Raw genomic sequence first — 19721 nt, 5'->3', positions numbered from 1 at the left:
CGAACCGGCCGCGACATGCAGCATTAACGTTTATTTATTGATTGACAGAGCCATGCCAAAACGCACAGACATCAAGAGCATCCTCATCATCGGCGCCGGCCCGATCATCATCGGCCAGGCGTGCGAGTTCGACTATTCGGGCGCGCAGGCTTGCAAGGCGTTGCGTGAGGAGGGCTACAAGGTCGTTCTCGTCAACAGCAACCCGGCGACGATCATGACCGACCCGAACACGGCCGACGTGACCTACATCGAGCCGATCACGTGGGAAGTCGTCGCGCGCATCATCGAGAAGGAGCGCCCGGACGCGATCCTGCCGACGATGGGCGGCCAGACCGCGCTGAACTGCGCGCTCGACCTGCACCACCACGGCGTGCTCGAGAAGTTCGGCGTCGAGCTGATCGGCGCGTCGCCGGAAGCGATCGACAAGGCGGAAGACCGCCAGAAGTTCAAGGAAGCGATGACCAAGATCGGTCTCGGTTCCGCGAAGTCGGGTATCGCGCACTCGATGGAAGAAGCGACCCAGGTGCACGCCGAGATCATGGCGCTCACCGGCGGCAGCGGCTACCCGGTCGTGATCCGTCCGTCGTTCACGCTCGGCGGCTCGGGCGGCGGCATCGCCTACAACCGCGAAGAGTTCGAAGAGATCTGCAAGCGCGGCCTGGACCTCTCGCCCACGCGCGAGCTGCTGATCGAAGAATCGCTGCTCGGCTGGAAGGAATACGAGATGGAAGTCGTGCGCGACCGCGCCGACAACTGCATCATCGTCTGCTCGATCGAGAACCTCGACCCGATGGGCGTGCACACCGGCGACTCGATCACGGTCGCGCCGGCGCAGACGCTCACCGACAAGGAATACCAGATCCTGCGTAACGCATCGCTCGCGGTGCTGCGCGAGATCGGCGTCGACACGGGCGGCTCGAACGTGCAGTTCTCGATCAACCCGAAGGACGGCCGCATGGTCGTCATCGAGATGAACCCGCGCGTGTCGCGTTCGTCGGCGCTCGCGTCGAAGGCAACGGGCTTCCCGATCGCGAAGGTCGCGGCGAAGCTGGCGGTCGGCTACACGCTCGACGAGCTGAAGAACGAAATCACCGGCGGCCAGACCCCGGCGTCGTTCGAGCCGACGATCGACTACGTCGTCACGAAGATCCCGCGCTTCGCGTTCGAGAAATTCCGCGAAGCCGATTCGCGTCTGACCACGCAGATGAAGTCGGTCGGCGAAGTGATGGCGATCGGCCGCACGTTCCAGGAATCGTTCCAGAAGGCGCTGCGCGGCCTCGAAGTGGGCGTCGACGGTCTCGACGAGAAGTCGACCAACCGCGACGAGATCGCGATCGAGATCCACGAGCCGGGCCCGGACCGCATCTGGTACGTCGGCGATGCGTTCCGCATTGGCATGACGGCCCAGGAAATCTATGCGGAAACCGCGATCGACCCGTGGTTCCTCGAGCAGATCGAGCAGATCATCCTGAAGGAAAAGGCGCTCGGCGGCCGCACGCTGGCGTCGCTGTCGTTCGACGAACTGCGCTACCTGAAGCAGAGCGGCTTCTCCGACCGCCGCCTCGCGAAGCTGCTCGGCGCGACGCCGGAAGACGTCCGCAAGCGCCGCGTCGAACTCAACGTGCGCCCGGTCTACAAGCGCGTCGACACCTGCGCGGCCGAGTTCGCGACGAAAACCGCGTACATGTACTCGACCTATGAGGAAGAGTGCGAGGCGCAGCCGACCACCAACAAGAAGATCATGGTGCTGGGCGGCGGCCCGAACCGGATCGGCCAGGGCATCGAGTTCGACTACTGCTGCGTGCACGCGGCCCTCGCGATGCGCGAGGACGGTTACGAAACGATCATGGTCAACTGCAACCCGGAAACGGTGTCGACCGACTATGACACGTCCGACCGCCTGTACTTCGAGCCGCTGACGCTGGAAGACGTGCTCGAGATCGTCGACAAGGAAAAGCCGGTCGGCGTGATCGTCCAGTACGGCGGCCAGACGCCGCTGAAGCTCGCGCTCGACCTCGAGGCGCACGGTGTGCCGATCGTCGGCACGTCGCCGGACATGATCGACGCAGCCGAAGACCGCGAACGCTTCCAGAAGCTGCTGCAGGACCTCGGCCTGCGCCAGCCGCCGAACCGCACCGCACGCGCCGAAGACGAAGCGCTCGCGCTCGCGGAAGAGATCGGCTATCCGCTGGTCGTGCGCCCGTCGTACGTGCTGGGCGGCCGCGCGATGGAAATCGTCCACGAGCCGCGCGACCTCGAGCGCTACATGCGCGAGGCCGTGAAGGTGTCGAACGATTCGCCGGTGCTGCTCGACCGCTTCCTGAACGACGCGATCGAGTGCGACGTCGACTGCATCTGCGACGGCGAAGCCGTGTTCATCGGCGGCGTGATGGAGCACATCGAGCAGGCGGGTGTCCACTCGGGCGACTCGGCATGCTCGCTGCCGCCGTACTCGCTGTCGAAGGAAACCGTGGCCGAGCTGAAGCGCCAGACGGGCGCGATGGCGAAGGCGCTGAACGTGGTCGGCCTGATGAACGTGCAGTTCGCGATCCAGCAGGTGCCGCAGGCGGACGGTTCGAAGCAGGACATCATCTACGTGCTGGAAGTGAACCCGCGCGCCTCGCGCACGGTGCCGTACGTGTCGAAGGCGACCAGCCTGCCGCTCGCGAAGATCGCGGCGCGTGCGATGGTCGGCCAGAAGCTCGCGCAGCAGGGCGTGACGAAGGAAGTCGAGCCGCCGTACTTCAGCGTGAAGGAAGCGGTGTTCCCGTTCGTCAAGTTCCCGACCGTCGATCCGGTCCTCGGGCCTGAAATGCGTTCGACCGGCGAAGTGATGGGTGTCGGCCAGACGTTCGGCGAAGCGCTGTTCAAGTCGCAGCTCGCGGCCGGCTCGCGCCTGCCGGAGTCGGGCACGGTGCTGCTGACCGTGATGGACGCCGACAAGCCGAAGGCGGTCGAAGTCGCGCGCATGCTGCACGACCTCGGCTACCCGATCGTCGCGACCAAGGGCACGGCTGCCGCGATCGAAGCGGCCGGCGTGCCGGTGAAGGTCGTGAACAAGGTGAAGGACGGCCGTCCGCACATCGTCGACATGATCAAGAACGGCGAGATCGCACTCGTGTTCACGACGGTCGACGAAACGCGCCAGGCGATCGCCGATTCGCGTTCGATCCGCATGAGCGCGCAGGCGCACAAGGTCACGTACTACACGACGATGTCGGGCGCGCGCGCGGCGGTTGAAGGCTTGCGCTACCTGAAGGATCTGGAAGTCTATGATTTACAAGGTCTTCACGCTCGCCTAAACTAAGCAGTCAGTTACCTGTCGAAGCAACACGTGCCGCGATTAGGCGGTGTTTCCAGTGCATCGGAAGCGCGCTTAATCGCGGTGATTTTTTTTAAAGCCGTTTTTAGCGATTGAGCCGTTTATGAGCACCATTCCGTTGACAAAGCGTGGCGCGGAACTCCTGCGCGATGAATTGCAGCGCCTCAAGTCCGTCGAGCGGCCGGCCGTGATCAACGCGATCGCGGAGGCCCGCGCACAGGGTGACCTGTCCGAAAACGCCGAATACGATGCCGCGAAGGAAAAGCAGGGCTTCATCGAGGGTCGTATCGCGGAACTCGAATCGAAGCTGTCGGCCGCGCAGGTCATCGATCCCACCGTGCTCGATGCCGAAGGCCGCGTGGTTTTCGCATCGACCGTCGAACTCGAGGATCTCGAGTCGGGCGACACCGTCAAGTACCAGATCGTCGGTGACGACGAAGCCGATATCGACCACGGCCTGATCTCGGTCAGCTCGCCGATCGCGCGCGCACTGATCGGCAAGTCCGAAGGCGACGTCGCGGCCGTGCAGGCGCCGAGCGGCGTGCGCGAGTACGAAATCATCTCGGTCAGCTACATCTGAAGCGGGGCGACGTGATGCCGCATCGCGTGTTCCGTCTGCTGTCGGCCGTGTGGGTCGGCAGCCTGCTGACGATCGGGTATGCGGTCGCGCCCGTGCTGTTCAAGACGCTGGAGCGGATGACGGCCGGTTCGGTCGCCGCCCAGCTGTTCCGTATCGAGGCGATCCTCGGTGTCGTGTGCGGCGTGCTGCTGCTCGCGTTGTCGAACCAGCAGGTGCGGCGCGGCAGCAGCGAATATCGCCGCGTGCGCTGGGTCGTCGCCGCGATGGTCGTGTGCGTGCTGGTCGGGTATTTCGCACTGCAGCCGTTCATGAATGCGCTGCGGGTGGCCGCGATGGACGCGGGCACCGATATCGCGAACTCGCCGTATGCGAGCCGTTTCGGGATGCTGCACGGCGTCTCGAGCGTGTTCTACCTCGTCGAGAGTGTGCTGGGGCTGATGCTGATCTGGCGTCTGCCGGCGCGCGACGCCTGACGCGAATGCCGCACGGGCCCGGTCAAGGCCGGGCCCGCGGGCAGGGTGGCGGCACGATGAGCCGTGCCGCCCCGATGCTTACTTGTCCTGGAACGGACGCTTCGTGCTGGCCTGGCGCTTCTTGGCGCGCTTCACGTTACCGCCGGCCGTCACGCGCTCGTTGCCGCGCACCGTGACCTTGACCGGCCGCGGGCGACGCACGGGGCTTGCGTTCGGCGATACCTTGACGACCTTGACGGTGCGCGGTGCACGGCCTTTCTTGTCGTCGACGGCTTCGGCCGCGCTGGGGACGGTGCCGGCACGACGGCCGCGAGCCGGAGCCGCTGCGGCGGCTTCGGGCTTCCAGATCACCAGCAGCTTGCCGATGTGCTGGATCGGCGCCGCGCTCAGGCGGTCGCAGATCTCGTCGTAGATCGCGATGCGCTCGTCGCGCTCGTCGCCGAACACGCGGATCTTGATCAGCTGGTGCGCGTCGAGGTGCACCTTGATTTCCTTCAGCACGGCGTCGGTGAGCCCTTCGGCCCCGATCAGCACGACGGGCTTGAGCGCATGGGCCTGGGAGCGCAGCGCGGAGCGCTCGGCGGGAGAAAGCGAAAGGGCGGGCATGGAAATGTCGAAATCTAAATAAGGGCGCGCTGACTGAATAGCGATCGCGGGAAGTTACCGCGTCAGCCGTGCGCCGAAACCACGTAAAATCGCGGCTTGGGCCTGAAAAGGGGCCGCAGCCGCGCGAAGAAGACGCGTATTATCCGCTAAAAGCGCGGCTTCACGAAGCAATGGGCAGCAATCTCTCTCTCGAATGGCAAAAAACCGCTTCAACCAGCACTGGCTGCACGACCACATCAACGACCCGTACGTCAAAATGGCGCAGCGGGAGGGCTATCGCGCGCGCGCCGCGTACAAGCTGAAGGAAATCGACGAGCAGGACAAGCTGATCCGTCCGGGCCAGGTGATCGTCGACCTCGGCGCGACGCCGGGCAGCTGGAGCCAGTATGCCCGCAACAAGCTCGCGCAGGGCAAGAAGCGTGACGCGGAACGCGAAGGCGGCATCGACGGCACGATCGTGGCGCTCGACATCCTGCCGATGGAGCCGATCGCCGACGTCCACTTCCTGCAGGGCGACTTCCGCGAGGACGAAGTCCTTCACCAGCTCGAAGAAGTGCTCGAAGGGCGCGCGGTGGACCTTGTTATTTCCGACATGGCCCCCAACCTCTCTGGCGTGGCCTCGGCAGACGCGGCGCGCATCGAGCATCTGTGCGATCTGGCGCTCGAATTTGCGCAGAATCATCTGAAGCCGGATGGTGCGCTGCTCGTGAAATGCTTTCACGGCAGCGGCTACAGCCAGATCGTCGAGAAATTCAAACAGCAGTTTAAGACCGTCGCGCCGCGCAAGCCGAAGGCGTCCCGCGACAAATCGTCCGAAACGTTCATTTTGGGTCGGCATCTGAAACGTCCGCGCTGACGCGCAGCGAGGTGCCGCAAACGGGCTCCGGCCCTTGCCAGACAAGCGAAGCGCTATCGCGGCGGTTGTCAATGCTTATGGCGAGGGTGGTCGGACTGGATTAGAATGACCGAGGGGCGCCGCAAGGAAAATGTAGGCGCTCGTCTACGAGTGAAGGAGTGGTGCTTTGAACAACAATATGTTTTCGAAGGCAGCGGTGTGGCTGGTGATCGCACTGGTGCTGTTTACGGTGTTCAAGCAGTTCGACAAGCCCCGCGTCCAGGAAGGCGTGTCCTATTCGCAGTTCATGGACGACGCCAAGAACGGCAAGGTCAAGAACGTCATCGTTCAGGGGCGCAACCTCACCGTCACTCCGGCTGATGGCCAGAAATACCAGATCGTGTCGCCCGGCGACATCTGGATGGTTGGCGATCTGATGAAGTACGGCGTGCAGGTCAGCGGCAAGGCCGACGACGAGCCGAACGCGCTGATGTCCGCGCTGTACTACCTCGGGCCGACGATCCTGATCATCGTGTTCTGGTTCTACATGATGAGGCAGATGCAGGGGGGCGGCAAAGGCGGCGCATTCTCGTTCGGGAAATCGCGCGCGCGGCTGATCGACGAGAACAACAACGCGGTGAACTTCTCCGACGTCGCGGGCTGCGACGAAGCGAAGGAAGAAGTATCCGAGCTCGTCGACTTCCTGCGCGATCCGCAGAAATTCCAGAAGCTGGGCGGCCGCATTCCGCGCGGCGTGCTGCTGGTCGGCCCTCCGGGTACCGGCAAGACGCTGCTGGCGCGCGCGATCGCGGGTGAAGCGAAGGTGCCGTTCTTCAGCATCTCGGGTTCGGACTTCGTCGAAATGTTCGTCGGTGTCGGCGCGGCGCGTGTGCGCGACATGTTCGAGCAGGCGAAGAAGCATGCACCGTGTATCGTGTTCATCGACGAAATCGACGCGGTCGGCCGTCATCGCGGCGCCGGCATGGGCGGCGGTAACGACGAGCGCGAACAGACGCTGAACCAGATGCTCGTCGAGATGGACGGCTTCGAGGCGAACTCGGGTGTGATCGTGATCGCCGCCACCAACCGTTCCGACGTGCTCGACAAGGCGCTGCTGCGTCCGGGCCGTTTCGACCGCCAGGTCTACGTCGGTCTGCCGGACATCCGCGGCCGCGAACAGATCATGCGCGTGCACCTGCGCAAGGTGCCGATCGCGAACGACGTCGATGCGGCAGTCATCGCACGCGGCACGCCGGGCTTCTCGGGCGCCGATCTCGCGAACCTCGTGAACGAGGCGGCGCTGTTCGCCGCACGTCGCGGCAAGCGCATCGTCGAGATGCAGGATTTCGAAGACGCGAAGGACAAGATCTTCATGGGTCCGGAGCGCAAGTCGGCCGTGATCCGCGAAGAAGCGAAGCGTGCGACCGCTTATCACGAGTCGGGCCACGCGGTGATCGCGAAGCTGCTGCCGAAGGCGGACCCCGTGCACAAGGTCACGATCATCCCGCGCGGTCGCGCGCTGGGTGTCACGTGGCAGTTGCCGGAGCATGACAACGAAACGTACTCGAAGGACTACCTGATGGACCGCCTTGCGATCCTGTTCGGTGGCCGGGTGGCGGAAGAGCTGTTCATGAACCTCGTCAGCACCGGCGCATCGGACGACTTCAACAAGGCGACGCAGACGGCGCGTGCGATGGTGGCCCGTTTCGGCATGACCGACGCGCTCGGGCCGATGGTCTACGTCGACGACGAAAACGATGCATCGCCGTTCGGCCGCGGCTTCACGCGCACGATCTCGGAAGCGACGCAGCAGAAGGTCGATTCGGAAATCCGCCGTGTGCTCGACGAACAGTACGGCCTTGCGCGCCGCCTGCTCGAAGAGAACCGCGACAAGGTCGAAGCGATGACCGCCGCGCTGATGGAGTGGGAGACGATCGATGCCGATCAGATCAACGACATCATGGAAGGCCGTCCGCCGCGCTCCCCGAAGAGCTCGCCGGCTGTCGGCGGCGATTCGTCGGGTGGTGGCAGCAGCGCCGAGGTGAAGCCCGCCAACGCGCCGGCGCCTGCTTCGCCGGCGGCATAATCTCCGCTTTAGCGCCGTTCACGGGCTGGTGTGGCTTCACACCGGCCCGTTTTGCATTCAATCACGCCAGTTGCTCGTGTCCGATTCCGCTGTTTCCCCATTCATTCCCGCGCCGCTCCGGTGCGGCCGCTTCGAACTGACGTTCGAACGCCCGCTCGTGATGGGCATCCTCAACGCCACGCCCGATTCGTTCTCCGACGGCGGCCGCTTCCTCGCGCGCGACGATGCGCTGCGCCAGGCCGAGCGAATGATTGCCGAAGGCGTCGACCTTCTCGATATCGGCGGCGAATCGACGCGCCCCGGCGCGCCGCCCGTGCCGCTCGACGAGGAGCTCGCACGCGTGATCCCGCTCGTCGAAGCGCTGCGGCCGCTGAACGTGCCGCTGTCGATCGACACCTACAAGCCGGCCGTGATGCGAGCCGCACTGGCCGCCGGCGCCGACCTGATCAACGATATCTGGGGGTTCCGCCAGCCGGGCGCGATCGACGCGGTGCGCGACGGCAACTGCGGGCTGTGCGCGATGCACATGCTGGGTGAGCCACAGACGATGCAGGTTGGCGAACCCGATTACGGCGACGTCGTGACCGACGTGCGCGATTTTCTCGCCGAGCGCGCGCAGGCGCTGCGCGATGCGGGGATTGCGCCGGAGCGGATCTGCGTCGATCCCGGTTTCGGATTCGGCAAGGCGGTCGTCGACGACAACTATGCGTTGCTGGCCGCGTTGCCGGACACGGCACCCGTGCGGCCCGACGGCCGTGCGTATCCGATACTCGCGGGCATGTCGCGCAAGTCGATGCTCGGCGCGGTGATCGGCGGCAAGCCGCCGATGGAGCGCGTCGCGGCGAGCGTGGCGGCCGCGGTGTGCGCGGTCGAGCGTGGGGCGGCGATCGTGCGCGTGCACGACGTCGCGGCAACGGTCGACGCGCTGAAAATCTTGAATGCCGTGCGCGAAGCCGCGCGGCAACGATAAAGCAGAAGACGAAGGAGGAAGGTTCACCATGGGACGTCGATATTTCGGCACGGACGGCATTCGCGGTACGGTGGGCGAGGCGCCCATCACGCCGGATTTCGTGTTGCGTCTCGGCTACGCAGCCGGCAAGGTACTGGCCAGCTCGGCCGATGTCGCGGCAGGCTCGCGCCCGACCGTGCTGATCGGCAAGGACACGCGCGTATCCGGCTACATGCTCGAAGCCGCGCTCGAGGCCGGGTTCTCGGCGGCCGGCGTCGACGTGATGCTGGCCGGCCCGATGCCGACGCCGGGCGTCGCGTACCTGACGCGCGCGCTGCGCCTGTCGGCGGGCGTCGTGATCAGCGCATCGCACAATCCCTATCACGACAACGGGATCAAGTTTTTCTCCGCCGACGGCAACAAGCTGCCCGACGACACCGAAGCCGCGATCGAAGCGTGGCTCGACAAGCCGCTCGAGTGCGCATCGTCCGACGGTCTCGGCAAGGCGCGCCGCCTTGACGACGCGGCCGGCCGCTACATCGAGTTCTGCAAGAGCACGTTCCCTGCCGCGTTCAACCTGCGCGGGCTGAAGCTCGTGATCGACTGCGCACACGGCGCCGCGTACCAGATCGCGCCGCACGTGTTCCACGAACTCGGCGCGGACGTGATTCCGATCGGGGTCGCACCGAACGGCTTCAACATCAACGATGGTGTCGGTGCGACCGCGCCGGACGCGCTGGTGCGCGCGGTGCGTGCGAACCACGCCGATCTCGGCATTGCGCTCGACGGCGATGCCGACCGCCTGCAAGTGGTCGATGCGACCGGTCGCCTGTACAACGGCGACGAGCTGCTCTACGTGCTCGTGAAGGACCGGATCGCGACCGACGGCAAGGTCGAAGGCGCGGTCGGCACGCTGATGACGAACCTCGCGGTCGAAGTCGCGCTGCAGCGCGAGGGCGTGAAGTTCGTCCGCGCGGCGGTCGGCGATCGCTACGTGCTCGAGCAGCTGCGCGAGCACGGCTGGCAGCTCGGCGCGGAGGGCTCGGGCCACATCCTGTCGCTCGATCGCCACTCGACCGGCGACGGCATCGTGTCGGCACTGCTCGTGCTGGCCGCGCTGAAGCGCAGCGGCAAGACCCTCGCGCAGATGCTCGACGGCGTCACGCTGTTCCCGCAGAAGCTGATCAATGTGCGGATGAAGCCGGGTGCCGACTGGAAGGGCAGCACGTCGATTCGCGCCGCGATCGACGCGGCCGAAGCCGCGCTCGCCGGCAGCGGCCGCGTGCTGATCCGCGCGTCGGGCACGGAGCCCGTGCTGCGCGTGATGGTCGAAGCGCAGCAGGCCGCCGATGCGGTGCGCCACGCGGAGACGATCGCCGACGCGGTACGCGCGGCGACGACCTGACGCACGGGCCCGGCGCGTCAGGTCAAACACCTGCGCGCCGGTGTTCCGGTGAACCCGCACACGGCGCCTTCGGGGCGCCGTGATTTCGTCAGACGCAAAGGTTTGCGATACCTATAAAGAGAAGGGCGCGTCGCCCCCGCAATCCAGGGTCGAAAAATCGTCCGACCCTGATATGGGGCCAGCCACAAGCGGGCTTTCCGTGGCGCAGACACTGCGCTACGATCCGCTCACACCGATGTAAAACGGAAGTCTCCCGTTCCTTCCAGGCAGGCAATTCTTGCCGCTGCCGCCGTTCCGGCGCCGTCCGGGCGCCGTGCCCGCCGCACCCGATACTCCCTTTCAACCAGTCATGTTACTGTCACGCCAGTTTCATCGATTGTCACATTACCGTCATGAGGAGCCCCTAACCTTCGCGGTGCCGTAGTCATCCGCTCACACACTGGAGGTCTCATGAAATTGATGCAAACCGCGATTGCCGGCCTGGCTGGCGCGCTTTTCGCCGTCGCCGCCCACGCTGCCGACATCACGGGCGCAGGCAGCACGTTCGCGATGCCGATCTATACGAAATGGGCTGCTGACTACCAGCAGACCGGCGGCGCGAAGGTCAACTATCAAGGTATCGGCTCGTCGGGCGGCCTGAAGCAGATCGTCGCGAAGACGGTCGACTTTGCCGGTTCGGACGCTCCGCTGAAGGATGAAGAGCTCGCGAAGGAAGGCCTGTTCCAGTTCCCGACGGTGGTCGGCGGCGTGGTGCCGGTCATCAACGTGCCGGGCGTGAAGCCGGGTGAACTGACGCTGTCGGGCCCGGTGCTCGGCGACATCTACCTCGGCAAGATCAAGAAGTGGAACGACCCGGCGATCGCCGCGCTGAACCCGAAGGTCAAGCTGCCGGACACGGACATCGCCGTGGTTCGCCGCGCTGACGGCTCGGGCACGAGCTTCATCTGGACGAACTACCTGTCGAAGGTCAACGACGAGTGGAAGTCGAAGGTCGGCGAAGGCACGACGGTCAACTGGCCGACGGGCACGGGCGGCAAGGGCAACGACGGCGTCGCAGCGTTCGTGCAACGCCTGCCGGGCGCAGTCGGCTACGTCGAATGGGCGTACGCGAAGAAGAACAACATGGTCTACACGGCCCTGAAGAACTCGACGGGCACGGTGGTCGAGCCGAAGACGGAAACGTTCAAGGCCGCTGCTGCTGGCGCGAACTGGTCGAAGTCGTTCTACCAGATCCTGACGAACCAGCCGGGCAAGGAAGCATGGCCGGTCGTCGGCGCGACATTCGTGCTGCTGCACGCGAAGCAGGACAAGCCGGAGCAGGGTGTGGAAACGCTGAAGTTCTTCAGCTGGGCGTTCAAGAACGGCGAGAAGGCTGCTGACAGCCTCGACTACATCTCGCTGCCGCCGGCAGTCGAAGCGGAAATCCGCAAGCAGTGGAAGATCAAGGTGACGGACGCTTCGGGCAAGCCGGTCGCCGCCGAGTAAGCATTGCAGCGGTTCGCTGCCCGGCCGTGCCGGTCGGGCAGTGTGTGCGGTAAAGCCGGGCGTTACGGCGCCCGGCAATCAAAAGCAGGCACCCATGTCTGATATTTCCTATACGTCCTCACGGTCCGCCGATGTTGCGCAGCAACGCGCGCCGAGCCGCCTCGGGGATGTCGTATTCGGCGGTCTTGCACGGCTTGCCGCCATCGTGACCCTGCTGCTGCTCGGCGGGATCATCGTTTCCCTGATCATCGCGTCGATGCCGACCATCCAGAAGTTCGGCCTCGGCTTCCTGTGGCAATCCGAGTGGGATCCCAACTCGGACATCTACGGCGCGCTCGTGCCGATCTACGGCACGATCGTGACGTCGGTCATCGCGCTCGTCATCGCGGTGCCGGTCAGCTTCGGCATCGCGCTGTTTCTCACCGAGCTGTCGCCCGTGTGGCTGCGCCGCCCGCTCGGCATCGCGATCGAACTGCTCGCCGCGATTCCGTCGATCGTGTACGGCATGTGGGGCCTGCTCGTGTTCGCGCCGATCTTCGCGGAGTATTTCCAGAAACCGATCGGCCGCCTGTTCAAGGACGTGTGGGTCATCGGCCCGCTGACGTCCGGCGCACCGATCGGGATCGGCATCCTCGCGGCCGGCGTGATCCTCGCGATCATGATCATCCCGTACATCGCATCGGTGATGCGTGACGTGTTCGAAGTCACGCCCGTGCTGCTGAAGGAATCGGCGTACGGCATCGGCTGCACGACCTGGGAAGTGATGTGGAAGGTCGTGCTGCCCTATACGAAGACGGGCGTGATCGGCGGCGTGATGCTCGGCCTCGGCCGCGCGCTCGGCGAGACGATGGCCGTGACCTTCGTGATCGGCAACACGAACCTGCTCGACAGCGTGTCGCTGTTCGCACCGGGCAACAGCATCACGTCGGCGCTGGCGAACGAATTCGCGGAAGCGCAACCGGGCCTGCATACGTCCGCGCTGATGGAACTGGGCCTGATCCTGTTCGTGATCACGTTCATCGTGCTGTCCATCTCCAAACTGCTGCTGCTTCGTCTCGAGAAGGGAGAGGGCAAGAAATGAGCGAGCCCATCATGAATTTCCCGGGTCCGGACGGCGCCGTTCTCGACGCGATGCGCAACCGCCTGCAGCGCAAGCGCAAGGCCGTCAACGCGATCGCGCTCACCGCGTCGCTCGGTGCGATGGCATTCGGCCTCTTGTGGCTCGTGTGGATTCTCTACACGACGGTGCATCTCGGCATCGGCGGCCTGTCGCTGCAACTGTTCACCGAATCGACGCCGGCGCCGAACACGGAAGGCGGCGGTCTCGCGAACGCGATCGTCGGCAGCCTGCTGCTGTGCGGCTTCGGCACGCTGGTCGGCACGCCGATCGGCATCCTCGCGGGCGTCTATCTCGCCGAATACGGCCAGAAGAACCTGCTGGCGAGCACGATCCGCTTCATCAACGACATCCTGCTGTCCGCGCCGTCGATCGTTATCGGCCTGTTCGTGTACGCGATCGTCGTTGCAAAGTCGGGGCGCTTCTCGGGCTGGGCCGGCGTGATCGCGCTCGCGCTGCTGCAGATTCCGATCGTGATCCGCACGACCGAGAACATGCTGAAGCTCGTGCCGAACGCACTGCGCGAAGCGGCCTTCGCGCTCGGCACGCCGAAGTGGCGCATGGTGCTGAAGATCACGCTGCGCGCGTCGGTCGGCGGAATCATCACGGGCGTGCTGCTCGCCGTCGCGCGGATCGCCGGCGAAACGGCGCCGCTGCTGTTCACCGCGCTGTCGAACCAGTTCTTCTCGTGGGACATGAGCCAGCCGATGGCGAACCTGCCCGTCACGATCTACAAGTTCGCGATGAGCCCGTTCGCGGAATGGCAGTCGCTCGCCTGGGCGGGCGTGTTCCTGATCACGCTCGGGGTGCTCGGACTCAACATCCTGGCGCGCTCGATCTTCTCGAAAAAGTAACGGCGGAGCAATCCGATGAATATGGCAGAAAGCCACCTGAATCCCGTCGAGCGCACCGCTGCGCCCGCCGGCACGCAAGACGCGGCGCACGGCCGTCCGCTCGAGCCGCTGAACGCGAAGATCGAGGTCAACAACCTCAACTTCTTCTACAACAAGTTCCACGCGCTGAAGAACATCAACCTGAGCATTCCCGAAGGGAAGGTGACGGCGTTCATCGGCCCGTCGGGCTGCGGCAAGTCGACGCTGCTGCGCACGTTCAACAAGATGTTCGCGCTCTATCCGGAGCAGCGCGCCGAAGGCGAAATCCTGATGGACGGCGAGAACCTGCTGACGACGAAGCGCGACATCTCGCTGCTGCGCGCGCGGATCGGCATGGTGTTCCAGAAGCCGACCCCGTTCCCGATGTCGATCTACGACAACATCGCGTTCGGCGTGAAGATGTTCGAAAAGCTCACGCGCTCGGAAATGGACGATCGCGTCGAGTGGGCGCTCACGAAGGCCGCGCTGTGGAACGAAGTGAAGGACAAGCTGAGCCAGAGCGGCTACGGCCTCTCGGGCGGCCAGCAACAGCGTCTGTGCATCGCGCGCGGTATCGCGATCCGTCCGGAAGTGCTGCTGCTCGACGAACCGTGCTCGGCGCTCGACCCGATCTCGACGGGCCGCATCGAAGAGCTGATCGCGGAGCTCAAGAGCGACTACACGGTCGTGATCGTCACGCACAACATGCAGCAGGCCGCACGCTGCTCGGATTTCACGGCCTACATGTACCTGGGCGAGCTGATCGAGTTCGGCGAGACCGAAAAGATCTTCATCAAGCCGGTGCGCAAGGAAACGGAAGACTACATCACCGGCCGCTTCGGCTGATGACGGAGAACAACAGCCATGTCGGATAAACATCTGTCGAGCCAGTTCGACGCCGATCTCAACGCGGTGTCGTCGAAAGTGCTGGAAATGGGCGGGCTCGTCGAGTCGCAGATCGTCGGCGCGATGCACGCGCTGAACGAATTCGATCGCGATGCGGCCGAGAAGGTGATCGCGAACGAAGAAGTCCTGAACACGATGGAAGTCGACATCGACCAGGAGTGCGGCAACATCATCGCGCGGAGGCAGCCTGCCGCGCGTGACCTGCGCCTTTTGATGTCGATTTCGAAAACGATTACGAACCTCGAGCGCGCAGGCGACGAGGCCGAGAAGATCGCGAAGCGCGTGCGCCGCCTGGTCGACGAGCCGGCTGCGCGCACGGTCAACATCGCCGAGATCAAGGTGTCGGGCGAGATGGCCGTGACGATCCTGCGCCGCGCGCTCGACGCGTTCGCGCGTCTCGATACGGTCGCCGCCGCGCAGATCGTCAAGGACGACAAGGAAATCGACCAGGAATTCCGTGCGTTCGTGCGCAAGCTCGTGTCGTACATGCAGGAAGATCCGCGCACGATCTCGGTGGGCCTCGAGTACCTGTTCATCGCGAAGGCGATCGAGCGGATCGGCGACCACGCGAAGAACATCGCCGAATTCATCATCTACATCGTGAAGGGCACCGACGTGCGGCACCAGCCGCGCGACACGCTCGATCGCGAAGCCAACAGTTAATCGACTCCGTAAGGAAGAACAGAGGTGCCGATGCCCAGCAACATTCTCGTCGTTGAAGATGAGCCCGCGATTTCCGAACTGATCTCGGTGAATCTCCAGCACGCCGGTCACTGCCCGATCCGCGCGTACAACGCCGAACAGGCGCAGAACCTGATCAGCGACGTGCTGCCCGATCTCGTGCTGCTCGACTGGATGCTGCCGGGCAAGTCCGGTATTGCGTTCGCGCGCGACCTGCGCAACAACGAACGGACCAAGCACATCCCGATCATCATGCTGACCGCACGTGGCGATGAGCAGGACAAGGTGCTTGGCCTCGAAATCGGCGCGGACGACTACGTGACGAAGCCGTTCTCGCCGAAGGAGCTGATGGCGCGGATCAAGGCCGTGCTGCGTCGTCGCGCGCCGCAGCTGACCGAGGACGTCGTGTCGATCAACGGGCTGCGCCTCGACCCGGCCACGCATCGCGTCGCCGCGCATGCGGAAGGCAGCGAGATCAAGCTCGATCTCGGCCCGACCGAGTTCCGCCTGCTGCATTTCTTCATGACGCATCCGGAACGTGTGCACAGCCGCACGCAACTGCTCGACCAGGTGTGGGGCGACCATGTATTCGTCGAGGAGCGCACCGTCGACGTGCACATCAAACGATTGCGCGCGGCCTTGAAACCGGCCGGCTGCGATGCGATGATCGAGACCGTGCGCGGCAGCGGCTACCGGCTCGCCAAGCACGCGTAACGTATCCACGCATGCCGTGTGCCACGGCATGCCGTTCATTCTTTCGGGCGCTGAATCATGAACATCATCTGGGCGCGCTTTCTGGTGTCGCTCGTGCTGCTCGTGCTGATCGGCGTATTGGTCGGCGTTTTCGCCGGCCCGATCGCGGGCCTCGTGTTCGTGGTCGTGATGCTGGTCGCGCAGGGCTTTTTCAGTACCTTTCATACGCAGCGTCTGTGGCGGCTGCTCGATGCACCGGTCTATGGCGAGGTGCCGAGCGCGCCGGGCATCTGGGGCGAGATCTACTATCGCCTGCACAAGCTCGCGAAGCAGTGGCATGCGCAGGTGCGTCAGGTCGAACAGCAGCATTCGCGCTTCATCCAGGCGATCCAGGCGTCGCCGAACGGCGTCGCGATGCTCGACGATCACGACCAGATCGAGTGGTGCAACGCGATCGCCGAGGTCCACTTCGGCCTCGACGCGAAGCGCGACCTGCGCCAGCACATCACCAACCTGGTTCGCCATCCCGAGTTCGTCCGCTACCTGAACGCGCAGCATTACGAGGAGACGCTCGTGATGCGCGGCATGGGCGAGTCGCGTCAGAACGTGCTGGAAGTGCAGGTGTTTCCGTACGGCGAGAATCGCAAGCTGCTGCTCACGCAGGACATCACCGAGCTCGAGCGGACCGATGCGATGCGGCGTGACTTCGTCGCGAACGTATCGCACGAATTGAAGACGCCGCTCACCGTGCTTTCCGGGTTCCTCGAAACGATGCGCGAGTTGCCGCTGAACGAGGAAGACCGCGCGCGCTATCTCGACATGATGGAGCAGCAGGCCTCGCGGATGCGGCACATCGTGACCGACCTGCTGGTGCTCGCGAAGCTGGAGGGCGAGAGCAAGCCGCCGCTCGATCGCGCGATCGACATGCGCGCCGTGTTCGACCATCTGAAGGAGGACGCGCAGACGCTGTCGAACGGGCATCACGACATCGCGTTCTCGATCGACGAGACGCTCGGTGTCACCGGCGCGCAGACGGAGCTGTTCAGCGCGTTCGCGAATCTCGTCACGAACGCGATCCGCTATACGCCGGAAGGTGGCAAGATCGTCGTGACGTGGCGGCGCGAAGGCTCGCAGGGTGTGTTTTCCGTGACGGACAGCGGCTTCGGGATTCCGGCCGCCGACCTGCCGCGGCTCACCGAACGCTTCTACCGCGTCGACCGCAGCCGTTCGCGCGACACCGGCGGCACGGGGCTCGGCCTTGCGATCGTCAAGCACGTGCTGCAGCGGCATGACGCGCACCTGTACGTGCAGAGCGAGGAAGGGCGCGGCAGCACGTTCACCGCGCGCTTCCCGGGCTCGCGCATCATCGCGATCCGGCCGGCCGCTTACGAGGCATGATCGCGTGACGGCAGCCGTCGCTCGTTCGCCGAGCGGCGGCATGCCGGGTTCGCAACAAAAAACGCAGCCCGCGGGCTGCGTTTTTTATTGGGAGCGACGCGGCGCGCGACTTGTGCCGCGCGGCCGATTCTTCAGGAGCAGAACTTCGCGAGCAACCCGAGTTGCGCGTTGCGGATCGTCTTGCCGGCGCGACGGCGGCGGTAGTGGCCGTCGCTGTGCATCTGCCACGCCGACTGGTTGTCGCCGAGGCACACCGACAGGCCCTCGGCGATCACGCGCCGCTTGAGCTTGCGATCGCGGATCGGGAACGCGACTTCGACGCGGCGGAACAGGTTGCGGTCCATCCAGTCGGCGCTCGACAGATAGACCTCCTCGGCGCCGTTCGCGTGGAAGTAGTAGATCCGGTGGTGCTCGAGGAAGCGGCCGACGATCGAGCGCACGGTGATGTTTTCCGACAGCCCCGGCACGCCGGGTTTCAGCGCGCAGACACCGCGCACGATCAGGTCGACCTTGACGCCTGCCTGCGACGCTTCGTACAGCGCCGCGATCACCGTCGGCTCCAGCAGCGCGTTCATCTTCGCGACGACGCGTGCGCGCTTGCCGGCGCGTGCATTGTCGATCTCCGCGCGGATCGAATCGATGATGCGCGGATGCAGCGTGAACGGCGACTGCCACAGCTCGTGCAGCGTGAGTTCGCCGCCGATGCCGGTCAGTTGCTGGAACACGTGATGGACGTCCTCGCAGATCTTCTGGTCGGCCGTCATCAGCCCGAAGTCGGTGTAGAGGCGTGCCGTGCGCGGATGGTAGTTGCCGGTGCCGAGGTGCACGTAGCGGCGCAGCGACGCCTTGCCTGCCTGCACGACGCGCCGCACGATCAGCATCATCTTCGCGTGGCACTTGTGGCCGACCACGCCGTACACGACATGCGCGCCGACGGCTTCGAGCTGCGACGCCCAGTTGATGTTGGTTTCCTCGTCGAAGCGCGCGAGCAGTTCGACGACGACGGTCACTTCCTTGCCGTTGCGCGCGGCTTCCATCAGCGCGTCCATCAGCGGCGAATCGGTGCCGGTGCGGTAGATCGTCTGCTTGATCGCGACGACGCTCGGATCCCTCGCGGCCTGCTGCAGCAGTTCGAGCACCGGCTGGAAGCTTTCGTACGGGTGGTGCAGCAGGATGTCGCCGTTGTCGATCGCGTCGAACATCGTCGGCGCGTTGGTGATCGCGGACGGGGTCGACGCGGTGAACGGTGTGAACTTCAGGTCGGGACGGTCGACGAGATCGGGAATCTGCATCAGCCGCACGAGGTTCACCGACCCGGCCACGCGATAGCAGTCCTTCTCGCCGAGTTCGCTTTCCACGAGCAGGCGGCGCACGATGTGCGGCGGCGAGTCGGCCGACACTTCGAGGCGCACTGCATTGCCGAGGTGGCGCGCGGGCAGTTCACCCTGCAGCGCGACGCGCAGGTTCGTGATTTCGTCTTCGTCGACGAACAGCTCGCTGTTGCGCGTGATGCGGAACTGGTTGCAGCTCTTCACCGTCAGTTGCGGGAAAAGCTCGCCGACGAAGCGCTGCATGAACGAACTCAGCAGCACGAAGCCGTGCTCGAAGCCCGACAGCGCGTGCGGCATGCGCACGACGCGCGGCAGCGCGCGCGGCGCCTGCACGATGCCCATCACGGCCTGGCGTCCGAACGCGTCGCGGCCTTCGAGCTCGACGACGAAATTCAGGCTCTTGTTCAGCACGCGCGGGAACGGATGCGCGGGATCGAGGCCGATCGGCGTCAGCACGGGCAGCAGCTCGTCGAGGAAGTAGCGCCGCGCCCATTCGAGCTGCTCGTCGTTCCACGTGTCGCTCGCATGGAAGTAGATGCCTTCCTGTTCGAGTGCGGGCAGCACGGTTTCGTGCAGCATCGTGTACTGTCGATGGACGAGCCGCTGCGCGCGTTCGACGACGAGATCGTAAGCATGTTGTAACGACATGCCGTCGGGCGTCAGTGCGCCGGGGTTGTCGCGGATCTGCTCCTGCAGGCCGGCCATCCGGACTTCGAAGAATTCGTCGAGGTTGCTGCTGGTGATGCAGATGAAGCGGAGGCGCTCGAGCAAAGGGACTTGCGGATCGGCTGCCTGGGCCAGCACGCGCTCGTTGAAACCGAGGATGCCGAGTTCACGATTGAGAAGCGGATAGCGGACGGACATCGGCAGAGTAGGGGGTGATTCAGGCGATGATTCGAAAGGACGCTCGGAAACTCTCACGGTACGATGACGTGCTGATGACAATGATGTAGTTATATCGGGAAATTCTACGCTGTAACCG

Annotated in this window: 16 protein-coding genes; 14 read left to right on the top strand and 2 right to left on the bottom strand. The window is 64.7% G+C overall.

Annotation, left to right across the window (positions count from 1 at the left end; translation table 11 throughout):
* Nucleotides 1-52 precede the first annotated feature (52 nt).
* The 3 genes from carB (at nt 53) to CFB34_RS17685 (ending at nt 4375) form a co-directional block, all read left to right on the top strand.
* Nucleotides 53-3307: a carbamoyl-phosphate synthase large subunit gene (gene carB, locus CFB34_RS17695; RefSeq protein ID WP_089439702.1), complete on the top strand. Its 3255-nt coding sequence runs from the start codon at nt 53-55 to the stop codon at nt 3305-3307.
* A gap of 118 nt (nt 3308-3425) precedes the next feature.
* The gene (gene greA, locus CFB34_RS17690; RefSeq protein WP_057927897.1) at nt 3426-3902 is read left to right on the top strand and encodes a transcription elongation factor GreA; all 477 of its coding nucleotides are present in this window, start codon (nt 3426-3428) and stop codon (nt 3900-3902) included.
* A gap of 14 nt (nt 3903-3916) precedes the next feature.
* Nucleotides 3917-4375 (top strand): DUF4149 domain-containing protein, encoded by a 459-nt coding sequence (locus CFB34_RS17685; protein WP_021163361.1) that lies wholly within the window; start codon nt 3917-3919, stop codon nt 4373-4375.
* Nucleotides 4376-4453: 78 nt separating this feature from the next.
* On the opposite strand, the gene CFB34_RS17680 is transcribed toward CFB34_RS17685, so the two are convergent.
* Entirely contained in the window at nt 4454-4981 is a 528-nt protein-coding gene (locus CFB34_RS17680; protein ID WP_089439703.1) for a YhbY family RNA-binding protein, read from the bottom strand.
* A gap of 193 nt (nt 4982-5174) precedes the next feature.
* Between CFB34_RS17680 and CFB34_RS17675 the strand changes: the two genes are divergently transcribed.
* The 11 genes from CFB34_RS17675 (at nt 5175) to phoR (ending at nt 17408) form a co-directional block, all read left to right on the top strand.
* Nucleotides 5175-5837: an RlmE family RNA methyltransferase gene (locus CFB34_RS17675; RefSeq protein WP_046545366.1), complete on the top strand. Its 663-nt coding sequence runs from the start codon at nt 5175-5177 to the stop codon at nt 5835-5837.
* A gap of 166 nt (nt 5838-6003) precedes the next feature.
* A complete protein-coding gene (gene ftsH, locus CFB34_RS17670; protein ID WP_039347669.1) occupies nt 6004-7902 on the top strand; it encodes an ATP-dependent zinc metalloprotease FtsH in 1899 nt (632 codons plus the stop codon).
* Nucleotides 7903-7930: 28 nt separating this feature from the next.
* Nucleotides 7931-8872 (top strand): dihydropteroate synthase, encoded by a 942-nt coding sequence (folP, locus tag CFB34_RS17665; RefSeq protein ID WP_089439704.1) that lies wholly within the window; start codon nt 7931-7933, stop codon nt 8870-8872.
* Nucleotides 8873-8900: 28 nt separating this feature from the next.
* Complete coding sequence (glmM, locus tag CFB34_RS17660) at nt 8901-10256, top strand: phosphoglucosamine mutase (RefSeq protein ID WP_089439705.1); 1356 nt, start codon at nt 8901-8903, stop codon at nt 10254-10256.
* A 450-nt stretch (nt 10257-10706) separates the two neighbouring features.
* The gene (gene pstS, locus CFB34_RS17655) at nt 10707-11741 is read left to right on the top strand and encodes a phosphate ABC transporter substrate-binding protein PstS (protein WP_089439706.1); all 1035 of its coding nucleotides are present in this window, start codon (nt 10707-10709) and stop codon (nt 11739-11741) included.
* 94 nt (nt 11742-11835) lie between these two features.
* Complete coding sequence (gene pstC, locus CFB34_RS17650; RefSeq protein ID WP_089439707.1) at nt 11836-12822, top strand: phosphate ABC transporter permease PstC; 987 nt, start codon at nt 11836-11838, stop codon at nt 12820-12822.
* Nucleotides 12819-13712, top strand: coding sequence for a phosphate ABC transporter permease PstA (gene pstA / locus CFB34_RS17645; RefSeq protein ID WP_089439708.1), 894 nt, complete (start codon nt 12819-12821; stop codon nt 13710-13712). The genes pstC and pstA overlap by 4 nt, the downstream gene beginning before the upstream one ends.
* 15 nt (nt 13713-13727) lie before the next feature.
* Nucleotides 13728-14576: a phosphate ABC transporter ATP-binding protein PstB gene (pstB, locus tag CFB34_RS17640; protein WP_031400989.1), complete on the top strand. Its 849-nt coding sequence runs from the start codon at nt 13728-13730 to the stop codon at nt 14574-14576.
* Nucleotides 14577-14594: 18 nt separating this feature from the next.
* Complete coding sequence (phoU, locus tag CFB34_RS17635) at nt 14595-15299, top strand: phosphate signaling complex protein PhoU (RefSeq protein ID WP_089425007.1); 705 nt, start codon at nt 14595-14597, stop codon at nt 15297-15299.
* A 30-nt stretch (nt 15300-15329) separates the two neighbouring features.
* A complete protein-coding gene (gene phoB / locus CFB34_RS17630; protein WP_027787869.1) occupies nt 15330-16031 on the top strand; it encodes a phosphate regulon transcriptional regulator PhoB in 702 nt (233 codons plus the stop codon).
* A 57-nt stretch (nt 16032-16088) separates the two neighbouring features.
* A complete protein-coding gene (gene phoR / locus CFB34_RS17625; protein ID WP_089439709.1) occupies nt 16089-17408 on the top strand; it encodes a phosphate regulon sensor histidine kinase PhoR in 1320 nt (439 codons plus the stop codon).
* Nucleotides 17409-17539: 131 nt separating this feature from the next.
* Here phoR and ppk1 read toward each other — a convergent pair whose 3' ends face one another.
* Nucleotides 17540-19603: a polyphosphate kinase 1 gene (gene ppk1, locus CFB34_RS17620; RefSeq protein WP_089439710.1), complete on the bottom strand. Its 2064-nt coding sequence runs from the start codon at nt 19601-19603 to the stop codon at nt 17540-17542.
* Between the last annotated feature and the right edge of the window lie 118 nt (nt 19604-19721).

Source organism: Burkholderia sp. HI4860 (assembly GCF_002223045.2).
Taxonomy (GTDB): Bacteria; Pseudomonadota; Gammaproteobacteria; order Burkholderiales; family Burkholderiaceae; genus Burkholderia.
Note: the sequence above shows the minus strand (reverse complement) of the source record. Positions and strands in the feature narration are given on the sequence as shown.

Coding starts and splice junctions, on each gene's coding strand:
- glmM (WP_089439705.1), top strand. CDS start 8,901: ATGGGACGTCGATATTTCGGCACGGACGGCATTCGCGGTACGGTGGGC.
- phoU (WP_089425007.1), top strand. CDS start 14,595: ATGTCGGATAAACATCTGTCGAGCCAGTTCGACGCCGATCTCAACGCG.
- CFB34_RS17680 (WP_089439703.1), bottom strand. CDS start 4,981: ATGCCCGCCCTTTCGCTTTCTCCCGCCGAGCGCTCCGCGCTGCGCTCC.
- CFB34_RS17675 (WP_046545366.1), top strand. CDS start 5,175: ATGGCAAAAAACCGCTTCAACCAGCACTGGCTGCACGACCACATCAAC.
- pstC (WP_089439707.1), top strand. CDS start 11,836: ATGTCTGATATTTCCTATACGTCCTCACGGTCCGCCGATGTTGCGCAG.
- pstB (WP_031400989.1), top strand. CDS start 13,728: ATGAATATGGCAGAAAGCCACCTGAATCCCGTCGAGCGCACCGCTGCG.
- CFB34_RS17685 (WP_021163361.1), top strand. CDS start 3,917: ATGCCGCATCGCGTGTTCCGTCTGCTGTCGGCCGTGTGGGTCGGCAGC.
- greA (WP_057927897.1), top strand. CDS start 3,426: ATGAGCACCATTCCGTTGACAAAGCGTGGCGCGGAACTCCTGCGCGAT.
- phoB (WP_027787869.1), top strand. CDS start 15,330: ATGCCCAGCAACATTCTCGTCGTTGAAGATGAGCCCGCGATTTCCGAA.
- pstA (WP_089439708.1), top strand. CDS start 12,819: ATGAGCGAGCCCATCATGAATTTCCCGGGTCCGGACGGCGCCGTTCTC.
- pstS (WP_089439706.1), top strand. CDS start 10,707: ATGAAATTGATGCAAACCGCGATTGCCGGCCTGGCTGGCGCGCTTTTC.
- phoR (WP_089439709.1), top strand. CDS start 16,089: ATGAACATCATCTGGGCGCGCTTTCTGGTGTCGCTCGTGCTGCTCGTG.
- ppk1 (WP_089439710.1), bottom strand. CDS start 19,603: ATGTCCGTCCGCTATCCGCTTCTCAATCGTGAACTCGGCATCCTCGGT.
- carB (WP_089439702.1), top strand. CDS start 53: ATGCCAAAACGCACAGACATCAAGAGCATCCTCATCATCGGCGCCGGC.